Origin of the sequence: Streptosporangium amethystogenes subsp. fukuiense (assembly GCF_042665875.1) — a bacterium.
In the GTDB taxonomy this organism is placed as follows: domain Bacteria; phylum Actinomycetota; class Actinomycetes; order Streptosporangiales; family Streptosporangiaceae; genus Streptosporangium; species Streptosporangium fukuiense.
The window spans coordinates 6,886,756-6,901,898 of the sequence record NZ_JBHTEE010000001.1 but is presented as its reverse complement, the minus strand read 5'-3'; the positions used below and the strand labels follow the sequence as shown (position 1 = coordinate 6,901,898).

16 protein-coding genes and 1 pseudogene are annotated in these 15,143 nt (G+C 67.6%); 9 read left to right on the top strand and 8 right to left on the bottom strand.

Features of this window, described 5'->3' with window-relative positions:
* Positions 1 to 205 precede the first annotated feature (205 nt).
* Positions 206 to 1,036, top strand: coding sequence for an SDR family oxidoreductase (locus ACFQVD_RS30305; protein WP_343961351.1), 831 nt, complete (start codon positions 206 to 208; stop codon positions 1,034 to 1,036).
* A 63-nt stretch (positions 1,037 to 1,099) separates the two neighbouring features.
* Here the strand turns inward: ACFQVD_RS30305 and ACFQVD_RS30300 are convergent, their stop codons facing one another.
* A complete protein-coding gene (locus ACFQVD_RS30300) occupies positions 1,100 to 1,411 on the bottom strand; it encodes a hypothetical protein (RefSeq protein ID WP_343961354.1) in 312 nt (103 codons plus the stop codon).
* 227 nt (positions 1,412 to 1,638) lie between these two features.
* Here ACFQVD_RS30300 and ACFQVD_RS30295 point away from each other — a divergent pair, with 227 nt between their 5' ends.
* On the top strand, positions 1,639 to 2,850 hold the full coding sequence (locus ACFQVD_RS30295; RefSeq protein WP_425580312.1) for an IS701 family transposase: 1,212 nt from the start codon (positions 1,639 to 1,641) through the stop codon (positions 2,848 to 2,850).
* A 129-nt stretch (positions 2,851 to 2,979) separates the two neighbouring features.
* Here the strand turns inward: ACFQVD_RS30295 and ACFQVD_RS30290 are convergent, their stop codons facing one another.
* From ACFQVD_RS30290 to ACFQVD_RS30265, 6 genes and pseudogenes are all read right to left on the bottom strand, one after another.
* Complete coding sequence (locus ACFQVD_RS30290) at positions 2,980 to 3,825, bottom strand: TniQ family protein (protein ID WP_343961358.1); 846 nt, start codon at positions 3,823 to 3,825, stop codon at positions 2,980 to 2,982.
* Positions 3,822 to 5,021: a TniB family NTP-binding protein gene (locus ACFQVD_RS30285; RefSeq protein ID WP_343961361.1), complete on the bottom strand. Its 1,200-nt coding sequence runs from the start codon at positions 5,019 to 5,021 to the stop codon at positions 3,822 to 3,824. The genes ACFQVD_RS30290 and ACFQVD_RS30285 overlap by 4 nt, the downstream gene beginning before the upstream one ends.
* The gene (locus tag ACFQVD_RS30280) at positions 5,018 to 7,093 is read right to left on the bottom strand and encodes a hypothetical protein (RefSeq protein ID WP_343961363.1); all 2,076 of its coding nucleotides are present in this window, start codon (positions 7,091 to 7,093) and stop codon (positions 5,018 to 5,020) included. Before ACFQVD_RS30280 ends, ACFQVD_RS30285 begins: the two co-directional genes overlap by 4 nt.
* Positions 7,094 to 7,140: 47 nt before the next feature.
* The gene (locus tag ACFQVD_RS30275; RefSeq protein WP_343961366.1) at positions 7,141 to 7,902 is read right to left on the bottom strand and encodes a TnsA-like heteromeric transposase endonuclease subunit; all 762 of its coding nucleotides are present in this window, start codon (positions 7,900 to 7,902) and stop codon (positions 7,141 to 7,143) included.
* A gap of 194 nt (positions 7,903 to 8,096) precedes the next feature.
* Positions 8,097 to 8,579: a hypothetical protein gene (locus ACFQVD_RS30270; RefSeq protein ID WP_343961368.1), complete on the bottom strand. Its 483-nt coding sequence runs from the start codon at positions 8,577 to 8,579 to the stop codon at positions 8,097 to 8,099.
* 171 nt (positions 8,580 to 8,750) lie between these two features.
* Positions 8,751 to 9,170, bottom strand: a pseudogene (locus tag ACFQVD_RS30265) (TniQ family protein); the annotation flags it as partial.
* Between the two features lie 201 nt (positions 9,171 to 9,371).
* Here ACFQVD_RS30265 and ACFQVD_RS30260 point away from each other — a divergent pair.
* The 3 genes from ACFQVD_RS30260 to ACFQVD_RS30250 are packed head-to-tail and all read left to right on the top strand — an operon-like array spanning position 9,372 to position 11,480.
* Positions 9,372 to 9,989 carry a TetR/AcrR family transcriptional regulator gene (locus ACFQVD_RS30260; protein ID WP_343961370.1) on the top strand — a complete coding sequence of 206 codons (618 nt, stop codon included), beginning with the start codon at positions 9,372 to 9,374 and terminating at the stop codon, positions 9,987 to 9,989.
* Positions 9,989 to 10,189 (top strand): ferredoxin, encoded by a 201-nt coding sequence (locus ACFQVD_RS30255; protein WP_343961372.1) that lies wholly within the window; start codon positions 9,989 to 9,991, stop codon positions 10,187 to 10,189. The genes ACFQVD_RS30260 and ACFQVD_RS30255 overlap by 1 nt, the downstream gene beginning before the upstream one ends.
* A gap of 1 nt (position 10,190) precedes the next feature.
* On the top strand, positions 10,191 to 11,480 hold the full coding sequence (locus tag ACFQVD_RS30250; protein ID WP_343961374.1) for a cytochrome P450: 1,290 nt from the start codon (positions 10,191 to 10,193) through the stop codon (positions 11,478 to 11,480).
* A 97-nt stretch (positions 11,481 to 11,577) separates the two neighbouring features.
* Here the strand turns inward: ACFQVD_RS30250 and ACFQVD_RS30245 are convergent, their stop codons facing one another.
* A complete protein-coding gene (locus ACFQVD_RS30245; RefSeq protein WP_386272707.1) occupies positions 11,578 to 11,826 on the bottom strand; it encodes a hypothetical protein in 249 nt (82 codons plus the stop codon).
* 114 nt (positions 11,827 to 11,940) lie between these two features.
* On the opposite strand from ACFQVD_RS30245, the gene ACFQVD_RS30240 reads away from it, so the two are divergent.
* The 4 genes from ACFQVD_RS30240 (at position 11,941) to ACFQVD_RS30225 (ending at position 14,805) form a co-directional block, all read left to right on the top strand.
* Positions 11,941 to 12,588, top strand: a complete 648-nt coding sequence (locus tag ACFQVD_RS30240) for a class I SAM-dependent methyltransferase (protein ID WP_343961378.1) — start codon at positions 11,941 to 11,943, stop codon at positions 12,586 to 12,588.
* A 330-nt stretch (positions 12,589 to 12,918) separates the two neighbouring features.
* Positions 12,919 to 13,710: a hypothetical protein gene (locus ACFQVD_RS30235; RefSeq protein ID WP_343961380.1), complete on the top strand. Its 792-nt coding sequence runs from the start codon at positions 12,919 to 12,921 to the stop codon at positions 13,708 to 13,710.
* A complete protein-coding gene (locus ACFQVD_RS30230; RefSeq protein WP_343961382.1) occupies positions 13,707 to 14,324 on the top strand; it encodes a hypothetical protein in 618 nt (205 codons plus the stop codon). The genes ACFQVD_RS30235 and ACFQVD_RS30230 overlap by 4 nt, the downstream gene beginning before the upstream one ends.
* Positions 14,325 to 14,499: 175 nt before the next feature.
* Positions 14,500 to 14,805 (top strand): antibiotic biosynthesis monooxygenase family protein, encoded by a 306-nt coding sequence (locus ACFQVD_RS30225; RefSeq protein ID WP_343961384.1) that lies wholly within the window; start codon positions 14,500 to 14,502, stop codon positions 14,803 to 14,805.
* The last annotated feature ends 338 nt before the right edge of the window (positions 14,806 to 15,143 follow it).

Genomic DNA, 15,143 nt, shown 5'->3' with positions numbered 1-15,143 from the left:
GATGGAGGTCGGCTGATACGCCCTCGCCCATCTGGCGCCGCTTGGCCATGTCTCCACAGCCGTCAAGTGGGCACTGGCTGTTCTGCGAGTCCCATGCCTGAAGTCGCAGCCCATCATGATCGACCGGCTGCGCGCTGCGACTGATACAGCACCATGTGTGTCGGATCGAACGCCAGTTGAACATGAGCGACTATGGTGACCGTCCATGCGAATCCTCATCGTCGGTGGCAGTGGCTTTCTCGGCGGCGAGCTCGCCCGGCGGTGTTTGACGGCCGGGTACGAGGTGGCCGGGACCTACCTGACCCGATCGGGAGAGATCGCGGGTGTTGAGTGGTCGCCGCTCGATGTGCGCCAGCGAGAGGAAGTTGGCGCCCTGATCGGCGCGTGGCAGCCAGAGGTGGTCATCAATGCCGCGTACCGGCAGACGGATTGGGCGACCACGGCGGTCGGTGCCGTGAACGTGGCTCTCGCTGCCTCCGCGGCAGGCGGGCGCCTGGTTCATGTGTCCAGCGACGCGGTCTTCTCCGGTGCGGCGATTCGCTATGACGAGACGTGCGTTCCCGACCCGATCACCCCCTACGGTGCCGCCAAAGCCGCCGCCGAGACGGCGGTGGGCGCCATCGTGCCGAACTCAGCGGTAGTTCGGACATCCCTGATCATCGGTGACGGCGGTTCTCCGCACGAGGCGCTGGTGCATCGACTGGCCGGCGGCGGGGTCAGGGGAACGTTGTTCACCGACGATGTGCGATGTCCCGTGCATGTCACCGACCTCGCCGCAGCTCTCCTCGAACTCGCCTCATCCGAGTATCACGGCATCCACCACGTCGCCGGAGCCGATGCGGTGAGCCGGTACGAGCTGGGGCTGCTCATCGCCCGGCGCGATGGACTCGACGCGGACAAGGTTCCTTCAGGGCTGCGCTCGGAGGCCGGTTTGCCCGGTCCGATGGATGTGCGCCTGCGGTGCTACATGACTCAGGGGCGGCTTCGGACCGAACTGCGTGGCGCGCGGCAGTTTCTGGGTGAGGGACACCGCTGATCGCGATTTTGTTGCCTGCGAATGTGCTCACTGCAGGGGCATAAGGACGTCTTCGGTCGTCTGTCATGGGCGTAGTCCTTCGCCGGCCAGGAGTAGTGCGGCTTCGGGGAGGTCGAGGTCCTCGATGGTTGCGGGTCGGTGCAGGTGATGCGGCGCGCCTGGTTCCCAGAGAGCGAGCGGTTTCAGCAGTGCTGGGTCCACGTTTCTGATCTGGAGGTGGTTGAGGACCCGGTTGGTGATCGCAGTGGGGTGGTAGTCGTCGCAGAACTCGTGCCAGAGGGTTCCGGCCCAGGGGTCGAAGCGGCGCTGGTCTATGAAGTAGCGCAGCGCGTCCAGCAAAGTGCCGTCGAGGCGGATCTCATCGACGATGAGCATCGCGGCCGCGCTGAGCAACGGTCCGGGTTGGTAATTGAGCAGGTCGCGGCAGAACTGGCGGGCTGCAGGGCCGCTGGTCAGAGCGAGTTGGTCGCGTAGATGGCAGAACTCGTGAAAGGTCCACCAGAGGTGGACGTCGGTGCCGGTACTACATTCGTAGATCTTGAACGTGTAGATCTTGGGTAATCTCCGTCCCTGACGGGTGGTTGTGGGCCGATGGTCGGCGCGTGACTTCCTTCCTTTCCTACGATCAGGTCGTGTCTTGGGATACAGAACTGACAGCGCTGGTCACGCGGATCGCCGACCCCTTGTTCGCCCGGCCCGAGCCCCGGCAGGCCTTCGCCGACCTGGTACGCGCCTTGCTGGCCGATGTACCGCGTAAGAACTCCTGGCAGCTGGCCGACCACATCGGGCACGCCACCGCCCACCGGTTCGAGCACCTGCTGGACCGCGCAAAATGGGACGTCGACGCCCTGCGTGATGAGGTCCGCTCCTACGTGCTGGCCCATCTGGGCCGCACCGACGGGGTGCTGATCGCCGACGACACGGCCGCGATCAAGAAGGGCGAGGCGTCGGTCGGCGTGGCCGATCAGTACTGCGGCCTGACCGGCCAGGTAGAGAACTGCCAGGTCATTCCCCTGCTCACCTACGCCTCGGACGCCGGGCACGCGTTCGTCAACCGGCGTCTGTACCTGCCCGAGGCCTGGGCGCACGACGGCGAGCGCCGCGGCAGGGCCGGGGTGCCCGAGTACATGGCCTTTCGCACCAAGCCCCAGCTGGTGATCGACATGCTCGGCGAGGAGATCGCGGCCGGCACGCCGTTTCGGTACCTGTGTGCCGATGCGGGATATGGCCGCGACCCGCACCTGCGCGCGTTCTGCCATGAACGCGCACTCGGCTACGTCATGGCGGTGCCCGTCGATCTGCCCCTGGCCGCCGTGCGGGGCGGGGCCGAGCCGGTCGGGCACGTGCTGGATCGGCTGCTGGCCCAGGGCACCCCGCAGATCTGGGAGCGCCGCTCGTGCGGGAACGGCAGTAAGGGCGCGCGTGTCTACGACTGGACCGCGGTGGCCGTGGCCGTGGCCGAGCAGGCGCCCGCGCCCGGATACGCGCACACGCTACTGATCCGCCGCTCGGTCAATGCCCCCTCCGAGGTGGAGTTCTTCCTGGCCCACGCCCCGTTCGGCACTGCCGTTACCGAGGTGATCGACGCGGCCGGGATGCGCTGGAAGATCGAGGAGAACAACGAGCACGGCAAAGACCTGCTCGGCCTGACCCAGTACCAGGTCCGCAAGTGGACGCCCTGGCACCGGCACGTCACCACCTGCATGCTCGCGCTGGCGTTCTTGGCCGTCATGCGCGCCACCCTGCCCGTCGACGCCGATGAAGCCGCTGACAAGGGAAAAGACCGTCCGCTCCTGGAGGCATCATCGTGCTGAGGCCCTTGCGGCTGTCTCTGGCCGAGATCCGTCGTGTTCTGGCCCGGCTGTTCATCCCCGCGGCCAATGCCATCGATCATGTCCTGGCCTGGTCGGACTTCCGGCGGCTTCACCAGATGCGTGCCCTGATCAGCCACTATCGAAGGCGCGGCGACCCACTCCCAGCAGACCTACGAATGTAGTACCGGTGGGCAGCATCTCTGGGGTGCCCAGATAGATGGCCAGCCGAAATAGCAGCTCATAGAGGTCCCAGAAGTCCTTGGTGGGTTCGATGGGGCCATCTCGTGGGCGACGTAGGCGGGCGCAGAGGTCGTGCTGGATACGCAGGAGACGCTCGTCTCCGAGCTGATGGCAAGGGAGCTGAGCGAGCTGCTGGCGGCAGTTCCGAGAGCCGATGATGCGTCCTTGCCGACCGAAGGGTCCGTTGCATTCGCGCCGATAACGAGGGGTGTCGCCGACGCTGATCCGGGTGTGGCAGCTTGGGCACCAGCCCGTCAGATAAACGCGGTGCAGGGGGCAGACCACACACGGCAGCAGATGCCAGGCGATGCGCCAGATCGGGGTTGGCGCGGCCAAGCAACGAGGGCAGATGGCTGCAGTGTCGGTGCGCCATGGCCAAGGACGAGTGGTGGTGTTGCCGGTCCAGCTATGGGTGATGAATCGGCCGCCTTGGCCAGTGAGCAGCATGGCGTTCATGGCACGGGCGCGCAGGCCAGTGGCATCGCGCAGGTTCTCGAAGACGTATTCCCCATCGTGGATGGCGAAGAAGTCCTCTCCCAAGGTGTAGCGCCGGGGCGTGTAAGCGGGCAGACCGAGCAGGGACGTAATTGTGTCGCGGTGGCTGTGGTGTGCCTCGACCAGGCGGAAGAACCAGGAGTGGAAAGCCTCGCCATCGGCCGGCGGGGGCACCAGGGCCAGTCGGCGCAGCGGTGGCCGCGGGGACCCGGCGAGTTCGGCGGTGTAGCGCGGGATCATCCGGTGCCCGTGCTCTGCCCGGACGCGGGCGGGGCGCTTTTCGCCCGGCGCTTGGCGGCGGCTTGACGGCGGGCTTTGGTCTTGGCGTAGTCGACCTCATCGTCGTGACCGAGGATCACACTGTCCAAGATGTCGCGGGTGAGCGCTTCAGCACCGGAGTCCATCGCCATGTGCGCCGCGTCTTTGAACAGCATCGCCAGCCCGCCGATGTAGCCGGACGTGCGTTCGTACAGGTAACGCCAGTGCTTCAAGGTGAGGGAGTCGGGCTGGTGATCGAGCAGGATCAAGTTGCTCTCGAAGTGACGCACCAGCGACATCCAGGTGCGCTGTTTCTCTGCGGTGGTGATCCGGAAGGGTGCCAGGTGTTGCAGGTCGGCGAAACGGGAGCCGAACTGCCCGGCCCGGCCGCGCTCGTGTCCGTTGAGGGCAGCGCCGGCCTTGCCCGGGCGGGTGCGGGGCGGAGCTCCGTCGGTGAACAGGTTGCCCTGCTCCAACAGGATCCCCGCGCCGACGATGGTGACCGCGGCATGGTTGGCTAGGTTCTTGATGTGGTCGTTCATTTCCTGGCCATCGTCGCGGATCTTGTCCAGCATGTGCAGGTCGTCCAGGAGCAGCAGTTCGGTGCCGCCAGCCTCCATCGCATCCAGCACAGGGTCGGTCAACGTCCACTTGTTCGCTGCGCGGCCGGGGGTCGGGACGTGCAAAAACTTGCCGACGGCCTGGGAGAGCATGCCTGCGGTGGCGCCGGTGCTGACGCTGACGTAGATGACCGGCACCCGGTCGCCGAGGAAGTCGCCGCGGAACTCCGACGCGGACACGCCGGGCGGGGGCGCCCAGCCAGGGTGGCGCTCACGCCAGGCCAGCTCGTAGTCCTTGCCGATCATCTTCAGCAGCGACGTTTTGCCGCAGTGCCCGGGCCCGTTGATGATCGCACTGTGGTAAGTGCCGTCCTCGCTGTATCGGCCCTGGGTCAGTTTCGGCTTCAGCACCGCCAGCACCTGCAGGATCTGTGGGTGCTTGATGAACGGCGGGTTGGCGTTGCAGCGTGCGCGCTGCTCGTCGAACGGGCCCCGGCGCTCGGCGGGCCAGCTGTCGTACTCGCTGCGGCTGACCGGCTCCGGCCGCGGCGGGGCCTGGCGGGCGCAGAGCTCGCGCCAGTGCTCCTTGGTACGCGGCTGCGCGACACGCTTGCTCATGCGCCGTCCGGCCCCTGCGGCGCGCCGGGGTTCCAGATCTCGAACTCCTCAAGCTCGCTCAGGTCCATCACGACCGCATCCACAGGCTCCTTCTCTTCGGCGGGCGGGACCAAGGTCAGCGCCGGAGGCGGCTCCTCCTGTTCGCGGATCTGGGCGCGAGCTTGATCACGTTTGATGGCGCGCGCGTCCTCGCGGGCCCGCAGCAGCTCGCGGCGGGTGCGGGCGGTGGCCGACTCGGGCGCGTCCATGCGGCGTTGCAGATCCACCAGGGCCTGGGCGATGTCCTGCTGGCTCGGCTCGCGCAGTCCGCCCTCGTGCAGCAGTTTCCGGGCCTGTTCGACCATTCGCCAGGTGAACGGGATGGCCGGGTCCGGCAGATGCGTCCAAAACAGCACGTGCCAGGCGCCTTCGAGGAAGATGAACACCCGGCTGGGGTCACCGGGATGGTAGCGGATCGGCCACTTCCTGCCCTTGCCCGGGACGGGCGAGATCGTCCGCCGGTAGTTGCCCAGGATCGGATCATCGTAGATGAGGTAGTCGCGCTGCACCCCCTCCGGGCGGATCACCCGGTACTCGATCGGCAGCCGCTTGCAGTAGTGGTGCGAACTCGGCGGGCAGACGATGTAGCCGTAGCGGGCCACCATCAGGCTGTAAGCCTGGTTCGGTGACATCTCCAGCTCGGGGAACCCCGGGACGATCAGTCCCGAATGCACGCGCCGCTGATAGATGGCCACCACGTACTCGGCGAAGAACTCCTCCAAGTCCTCCAGGCTCCACCGGGCGGCGTGCTCCACCAGCCGGCCCCGGCTGGAGGTGTCAGAGCCCTTGTAGCCGGCGACATGCTTGGCGAAATCTTCACTGATAATGCCGAAGGCGCGTTCAATGTTGGCTTTGTCGGTGGGGTTGGCCTTGCGGGCCAGGCCCAGGTTGATACCCAGATCCAGGCAGGCCTCGCGAAGCGCGTCCGACAGGTTGACCTTGGCGTGGTCGGCGAGGATCTCCTCCGGCCAGATCACCGGCCGGGCCGCGGCCAGCTCCAGCCGCTCTTCCAGGTCCACCTCGCGGGTGATGGGCAGGCGCAGCATCCGGAATGCCAGCGCTTGCTGCCAGCCGGGCCGCATCGGCTCCGGTGTGATCGCGTCGTTGAGCAGCATCACCACGTCGACCGCACGGGTGTCGCTCACGGTCATCCGCCAGGCCAGCAGCGTCCGGGTCGCGACGTCGATCGCCAGCACGACGTGCACCTTATGGGTGACGTCGCCGATCGGGTCGTAGGCGATCACGTCCAGCGGGGTGGCGTCGATCATCACCACCTGGCCCGGCCGCACCGCCGGGTCTGGCCGGTAGGAACGCTGCGGCCGCGCCGCCGCGCTGCGCCGCGAGGGAGCGCGACCGAAGGTGTACTGGCCCGGCAGCAGCACCTCAACGTAGCGGGCGACGGTCTTGGCAGAGGGAATCTGCACCGTCCCCAGTCCGTACTCGTGATCCAGCCGATCCTGCAGCCGCCGGCAGAACCGGTCCAAGCCGCCGGTGGAGTCCTCCCGTTCACCGACCCGGTGCTGCGCGAGGATCGCATCCAGCACTCGCTGATCGGCGCGGGCCAGCGGATCGCGTACCTCAGCGCCGCGCCCGTCGATCAACCCGGGGCGTTCCTCCGTACGGAAACGGCGCAGCTTGCGCCAGATCGTCCGCTCGCTGATGCCGAGTTCAGCAGCCTTAGCCCGGACCCGATCAACGCGTCGCGGATGTAACGCCAGATCGTAGGCGGGGCGTGGCTCACCTGGTGCGGCCTGCTCCGGATCGCCGCTGCGGTAGCCGGTTTTGATCTCGTTCAAGTGCGCTTCGAGGTCACGCACTGCTGCCGCCTTGTCCTCCGGCAAGCCGTCCAGCAGCGCCCCGGCGTCGACAGCAGAGGAGGCCGACTCGGCAGAGGTCTCGCTGACCAGCCGAAACCCGGGCGCCGCCATCAGGGCCGCGATGTAGATGGCTGTCCACTCCCCACCGGCCGACCGCAGGTGAACCTCGCTGCCGCTCTGACCGACCACCTGGTGGCGTGCGTCGTTGAACCACACCCACTCGCCCGTCGCCAGCCGCCGACCGGTCGCCTCTCCGTCTCCGCTCACTGCCGCGCCCCAGCGCCGCTGCTCGCCGTAGTGGCCTGAACCAGGCTGGTGTCCTCCAGCGGCCGGGTCAGGTCCACTGCCAGTTCCCCGGTCCAGCACAGGTGCAGCACGACCGCGCGGGCCACCAGCGGTTCGGCGGTAAAGCTGACCAGCTGTCCTAGTTGCACCGGCTCGCCGGCCAGGGACAGCAGCTGCGCACGGTAGTGGCTCACCCCCACCATCTCGCGGCGATAGCCCGCCAACGCCAGCACGTTGATCGTGCGCTGCCGCCCAGGCGGTTCGCCGACTAGTTCATAGCCCCAGCCCGCCACCGCGCAGCAGGCTGCCACCCGCTCGGCGGTCGCCTTCACCTTCGCATCGGCCAGCCGGGCGGGATTCTTCACTTCCATCATCGTCGCCGAGCCGTCCAGCCAGCGGACGAACAAGTCAGGCGTGGCCTTCCAGGAGCCGCGATCATCCACACCGAACAGTTGCATCGGCTGGCCGGAGAAGCCGCTCACCTCGGGGTTGAAGTCCAGCAGCGTCATCCAGACGCTCTCCAGATACGACTCGCATTCAATCATCCGGTTCGTCGTGGAGGACCAGTGGGTGCTCGGCGTGTGCGCCTGATCGGCGCGGTGCGGGATGCGCCGGATCGCGCCGCAGTTCTCGAAGGCCACCTCGGCGGCATCTTCGAGCGAGCAGCGCTCTTCCTGCCCATCCGGGTGCAGGTAGCGAACTTGGACGCTGCGTAGCTGCAGGTCGGCAGCCAGCTTCATCACGCCTCCACAGACCGTCAGGCCGCCTGTTCTTGGTCATCCAGACCTCGGCAATGCCCGGTAGACTACTGTGACGCAAGTCACGGTAGCGCCCTGTGATCGGCTCTGTCCTCGCTTTCCCTGCCATGCCCCCTTAGTTGGACCCATTGACCACAGACCAATCGATTCACCACCATTCCACTCCCCCGCCTCGCTCAGGACCGGCGACCGCGCCGAGGTAAGACATCTAGGGCTTCTGCAAACACGGATGGCAGATCCAATTCCGCGAGCGGATCCGAATGCCGCCCGTTCCATCTGATTCGAGCGGCTGCGGCCAGTGGCTTCAACCGGGCCGCCAATTCCCATTCCCTCTCCGCGGCGACCACGTGCAAGGCCACTGCCAGCAATCCCGCTGCCACCAACGCGGTCTGTGGAATCATCCCGAAGCGGCCCGCTGACCCTGCCCGATTCCACCGGCGCACCACCGCTTCTGTGGCCATTGCCCGCCGGGCATCGGGAGACATCGCATCCAGTAAAGGCAGAACCTCCGGCATCCCCAGGCGGACCAACATCGCAATCGCTTTCAACGCCGCGAACCACTGGCTGGCCCCCACCACCTGGGCCGCGATCAGCGCAGGTCGGCGGCGCGTCGCAACCTCGAGCATCATCCGTTGCGCGTGGACGAGTTCATTGCTCACCGTACTCGTCCTGATCTGCGGGATCGGTTGATCACAAACACTCCCGCTAAGAATCGCGCCGCATTGCAGCGGGGCAGGTACGCGTGTGCGGGACAGGCCACGCGGCTGACCAGCCGACCCCCGTCGTATGCGTACGCGACATGATGGGCAGTGATCCACCAGACCCACCCGATGGATCGGACAGACCCCGGCCCAACCCAGCTTCCACCACATCTGCCACGCTCCCTCCGAAGCCGCCAAGCACTCTGAGCAAGCCCGACCGCCGAAGAAGTGCGCCCACTCACGAGCCTCCGCCCGGCGGACCGACTCCTTGTCCCCCACACGGACGCCCGCCAAGTCCACGGCGGAGCCGTCGAACACTTCCAGGTGCATTCCCCGGACGATCTTGGCATCCACTCCCGTGGCGGACTTGATCGCCTCGTACGTCTCTGGATTCGCGACGATGCCGTACGCCAGCGAGCGGACATCGCCAGCCTTCGCGCGCACGTCCAGCCCCAAAGACTCAACGAGCGTCCACGGCGGGCATCCGTTCCGCACCGCCATCCGATCAACCCAAGAGGCGAACGACTCACCCGGCTGTGGCTCAACCACCAACGTCAAACGCCGAGGGATACGGCCAGATGCCACAGGCTGAACCTCCTGTCGTACACGCGTCTACTGCCATCCCCGATGGCCCACTGCCAAGTCCACTGACAACTCGCGTGCCGTACTGACATCTGCAAGGGCCCCAGACAGCGGTGGTTGTGGGACAAGGCTCTTGACGAATTAAATGAATGCTCTTTTACTTCGTGCATGGGGCGTATCGCGGGTGTCACCGCCGCCGAGACCCGGGAGCGGCTGCTGGACGCGGCGGCGGAGGTCTTCGCCGAGCGCGGGTACGACGGCACGCGGGTGGCCGACATCGCCGCGGCCGCGGGAGTGAGCAACGGCGCGCTGTACGCGCACTTCGGCTCGAAGGCCGAGCTGCTGGTGACCGCACTGCGCGCGCACGGGCCACGGCTGCTCGCCGACCTGTTCGCCGCCGATCCCGACCGGTCGATCACGGATCTGCTGCTCGTCATCGGCCGCCGGCTGCCCCGCCGGCGCGACGCCCGAGGTTTTCTCATCGTCGAGGCGCTGGTCGCCGCCCGCCGTGACGAGGACGTCGCCCGGCCGATGCGTGACTACGTCGGCGAACGCTCCGACTGGCTCGCGGAACTGGTGCGCATCGCCCAGAACGACGGCGAGCTCGACCCCACGCTGTCGCCGGACGCGCTCGCCCACTTCTGCCTGCTGCTCGCGATGGGCAGCGCGCTCGTCCCGGCCGGCCTGCACGGGGTCGACGACGCGGAGTGGAGCACGCTGCTCACCCGGGTCGTGGCAGGCCTCGCCCCTGCTGACGACACCACCGCACAGAGCGGAGCACCGTAGTGAGAGTCCAGATAAATTCTGAAAAATGCCAGGGGCATGGCCGCTGCTACGACCTCGCCCCCACCCTGTTCACCGAGGACGAGGAGGGCTACGGGCAGGTCATCGCGGACGGCGCCGTGCCGCAGGGAGATGAGCACGTGGCCCACCTGGCCGTGTCCAACTGCCCCGAACGAGCGATCGACATCGTGCAGGAGGCGTGACATGACCGGCGACGACCGCTTCACCCGGGACTTCCGGGAATCGCGGGCAGACCTGCCCCTCGGCACCCGCAACGAGATCATCACCGGCCCGGTCACGAACTGGGCGACCGACTTCTCCCACCTGGAACCCGAGTGGGCCGCCGACCCGTACCCCATCCAGGACGACCTGCGGCAGCGCTGCCCGATCGCGCACACCGACCGGTTCGGCGGCGGCTGGCTGCCCACCCGCTACGAGGACGTCGCCGCGATCGCGTACGACACCGAGCACTTCTCCTCGCGGTCGATCGTCATGAGCAACTTCCGGCCGCCCCGGGAGGCGGCACCGGTGGGCGGCACACCGCCGATCTCCTCCGATCCGCCGTTCCACCACGACGCGCGCAGGCTGCTGCTCCCGGCGTTCACCAAGAGCGCGGTCGCCAAGCGGGAGCAGGCGACGAGAGCGTTGTGCCACTCGCTCATCGACGGGTTCGAGGGACAGTCCACCGTCGACGCCGCTCGCGACTACGCCCAGTACATCCCGATGCGGGTCATCGCCGACATGCTCGGCTTTCCACCCGAGGACGGGCCGCGGTTCCGTGAGTTCATCGAGAACACGCTCGAAGGCGTCAACCTGCCGCCGGAGGAACGCCTCGCGCGAATGGAGAGTCTGTTCGACTACCTGCTCGCGCAGGTCCGTGATCACGTCGACAACCCGCGTGACGACCTGACGACCTACCTCGTCAACGCCGAGCTGTACGGCCGCAAACTCGACCCGTCGCACGTGGCCGGCACGATGGCCCTGCTGCTCATCGCCGGCATCGACACCACCTGGAGCGCGATCGGCGCGTCGCTGTGGCATCTCGCGAGGACTCCGGCCGACCGCGAGCGCCTGGTCGACGAGCCCGCGCTGCTGCCAACCGCGATGGAGGAGTTCCTCCGGGCCTACGCGCCGGTCACGATGGCCCGGCTGGTCAAGGAGGACACGCACTGGAACGGCGTCGACATGAAGGCGGACGACTGGATCCTGCTGTCGTTCCCGGCGGCCAACCGGGACCCGGAGCAGTTCGAGCGGGCGGACGAGATCGTCATCGATCGCGAGGTCAACCGGCACGCCGCGTTCGGCCTCGGCATCCACCGCTGCGTGGGCTCCCACCTCGCGCGGATGGAGTTGCGGGTCGCCCTGGAGGTCTGGCTCGAACGCATTCCGAACTTCGGCCTCTCCGACCCGGCGACCGTGACCTGGTCCACCGGCCAGGTCCGCGGGCCACGGACACTTCGGCTCCGCATCGACCAGGCCCGGTCTCCGGCGTGAATCGTCCGTGCGTGGTGACAGACGCACCATGAAGAACCGGTTGAAGCCACATCGGAAATAGCGCGGTTCAGCTGCGTCGTCCATCGCCAGATCGCCGTCAATCCGTCTCATCCCTGTTCTCGGTTTCCCGAACTGTAAGTTGACTGGTCGGGGGCATACCGACGAACACCGATGAGTTCTTCCATCGCTCATTGGCGTCAATCAGGCTGATCTTGTCATCGGTGGCGGCGAGGCTGACGGTCAGTTGCTCGACGTCGCCCAGCCATCCTCCGCGTTCGGCTTCGGCGATCCTGGCGCGGAGGTTCTCGCGGGTCGCCTCCAGGCGGGGCCGTTCACCTGGCCCCATGATCAGTACCGGGCATCGAACGCACGTTCCGCTGAACTGGCGGTGGCCAGGCGAGCGGGCGGGAGTGAAGATCGTGATTCTCTTGTCTCGGCGTCGGGAACTACTGTCGCGGGCATGGTTGAACACGATGTGCTCAGTGCCACCCGCGAGGCCTACGACGCCGCTGCCCCCGTGTACGCGCAGCTGTTCCGCGGCGAGCTGCGTGACAGGCCTCTGGACCGCGCGATCTTGAGTGCCTTCGCCGAGCTTGTAGGCGCGAGTGGTGACGGTCAGGTCGCGGACCTGGGGTGCGGCCCCGGCCATATCACCGCTTATCTGGATGAGTTGGGGCTGGCGGCGTTTGGCGTTGACGCCTCTCCTGCGATGATCGAGTTGGCTCGACAGGCCTATCCGGGCCTGCGGTTCGACGTGGGCTCGATGGCCGCGGTGAACATCGCTGACGGAGTGCTGGGCGGCGTACTCTCGCGTTGGTCCGTCATCCACACTCCACCGCAGGAACTCCCCGTCATCCTGGCGGAGTTCCATCGCGTGCTGGCACCTGGCGGCCACCTGCTGATCGGCTTTTCGGCCAGCGACGATCCGTCTCACCCGACACAGGTCTTCGATCACACAGTCGCGCCGGCCTATCGGTGGTCGCCGGATCACCTCGCCGCGATGCTGCGCGAGTCCGGGCTCGCCGAGGTGGCCCGGATGGTGCGCCGGCCTCAGCCCACCGACCGACGGCAGTTCCAGGAGATTCACCTGCTCGCCCGCAAAGCCTAGGCAGGGGCTGTTCGGCCGATGACATGACCGCATCCGAACAGGGAGCCGTCAGGCTCCGGGCGTCGACTCATGATCAGGCCTCACCGCCCATTCGAGCTCCGACGGTGCTGGACGCCTTACTCGTGCAACGTGTCTGATTACCGAGAGTCCCCCAAGCCGAATTCGTGAACCCTCCGGGCGCCGAGGTGCGACAGGCAGATGTGAAATCAATGAGAAGTCGGCTCGGATGAGCGGCCGCGGGAGTTCGAGGGTCGCCGAAGGCGACCGTGAAGCGTTCGAGGTGCATGGCCACCCGTCGTTGTCCGGAGACGCCGTGACGGAGGTGGCGGCGTGACCGCCGAGGTGTTGGACGTGTCCGGAACGCGGGTCGTGCCGCCGCTCGCTCTGAACGAGGCCTGGCGGCTCCTGCGGCATCCGCTCACCCTGCTGGGCCTGGCACTGTGGACACTGCGGGGCATCAGCGTCGGCTGGGCGGGGCCGCGACCCGCGTTCACCGCGCTGGCCTCGGAGATGACCATCTTCTGGGGGGTTCCGGTCTTCTTCGCCGCGAACCTGGTCGCCGGTGCCGCGCGGCGGGCCGAGGAGACGCTGTCGGTCGTCCCCTGTGACCGAGAGCGGCGCACCGCCGCGCTCTGTCTCGCGGCTCTCGGCCCGTTCGCACTGACCTGTGCGGCGCAGGCCCTGCTGGCCGGGCTCTACGTGATCACCGGCAACGAGCTGGAGCGTTTCCCGTCCCTGGCGGAGCTGGGCACCGGGCCGCTGAACGTGCTGGGGGCCTGCCTGCTCGGGGTGGCCGCCGCCCGGTGGCTGCCGTGGCCGGGGACGTCGGCGCTCGTCATGCTGGCGCTGATAGCCTTCAACAAGATCATGATTGACCACGGGGGCCGGTACATGCTCGGCTTCTACCTGGACTTCACGATCTGGGGGCCCGCACCGTACCTCGCCCCGGCGGGGTTCATCCCCGGGCACGCCGGTCCGCACGCTCTCTACCTGCTGTCGCTCGCCCTCGGGGCGGGGGCGCTGGCGATGCTCAGGGACACCTCGCGGCGCGGGCTCTGGCTGGGGGCCGGGGCGGTCACCGTGCTCTGCGTGGTGATCACGGGCATCGGGCAGCTTCCATGATCCGCCTGACTCAGGCGGCCCTGCTGGCGAGGCTGAGCGGCAGGGTGATCCGATGGCAGCCGCTGCTGGGTGCGCTCCTGCTCACCGGTGCGATCCTGGCCTGGCCCCATGACGAACCGCTCACCTGGAAGGGCGCGGTCTGGTCGTTGCGAGCGATCGCCGCTCTGATCACACTGGCCGTGGTGTTCGTACTGGACGACGCGGCGGCCGACATGCTGGCGTCGGTCCCGCTGTCGCTGGGGGTACGTACCGCGCTGCGGGTGGGGTTCGCGCTGGTGTGGATTGTTCCGATCTGGGGGGTGTCACTGCTGGTCCTGGCGCCGGATATGCCGACGGTGTGGATCCTGTGGTCGACGGTGGAGCTGGCGGGGCTGCTCGCCGCAGGGCTGGCCGGCGCCGCGCTGGCCAGGAGGCGCGGCATGCGGGAGCCCGGTGTCGTGGCGGCGCCCGGTGTGGCGGGCGGATGGCTGCTGCTGTTCACCCTGCCGGGGCCGGTCGCGATGTTCACACTCCGGCCGCAGGATTGGACGGGGGCGCATCTCCGCTGGTCGCTGCTACTCGTGGCGGGTCTCGCGGTGCTGATCCGGATGTCGCGTGACCCGGCGCGGAGGTGAGCCGGGGACCGTTGGGCTGGACGAGGAGTCCCCGGTCTCCGACGGCGACGGCAAGGTGGGAGCCACCCGGGCGGCCGGCTCGTCAAGGCGTGAGGCGCCGGGGAGCCGAATCATCTTGCCGACGCGGTGTCGCTAAAATGCTGAGGTCAGCCGTCCCGATTCCCGAAGGATCACCATGTACGTCGTTCACAATCGCATCGAAGTCACCGCCGAACGGGCCGCCTCTTTCGAGGAGGCCTTCAGCGCCAGCATGCGCGCGACGCTCGCCGGGGTGCCCGGCCTCCAGCGCAGCCTGCTGATGCGCCCGACCAAGCCCGGGGACCCGTACGTGTCGACCATGGAGTTCGACTCGGCCGAGGACTTCCGGGCCTGGATGAAGTCCGACTCCTTCAAGGCCGCCCACTCCGATGCCGACGCGCCCGGCATGCAGGCACCCTCGGCGATCGAGCTGTTCGACGTTCTGGAGGACTTCTCGGCCTGAACCACGGTCATGGGCGTGCGGCAGCACATCTGGTGACCGCTGCGGTCGGAGGCGCGTGGCCGCGCCGACATCTTGTCGGGCACGTTGTCCGGCTTCGCCTTTCGCGTTACTCAGCGGATTCTAGATTGACTTTCATGACGGTAAGAGGCGGTGCGGGGCGGCGGGCGGTGCGGGTTCACGCGCCTGCGTTCGCCGCGTGTGCCGAAGTCGTGTCCGTCCGAGCACGTGGAGCACTGTGCTCGCCGAGCTACGCGAGGCCGCGCCTGGGAGGGCGATCGCCGTACGCGTGCGGGGAGAGGGGCCGCTGCCCGAGCATGATCCTCGTACGTCGGCGCAGC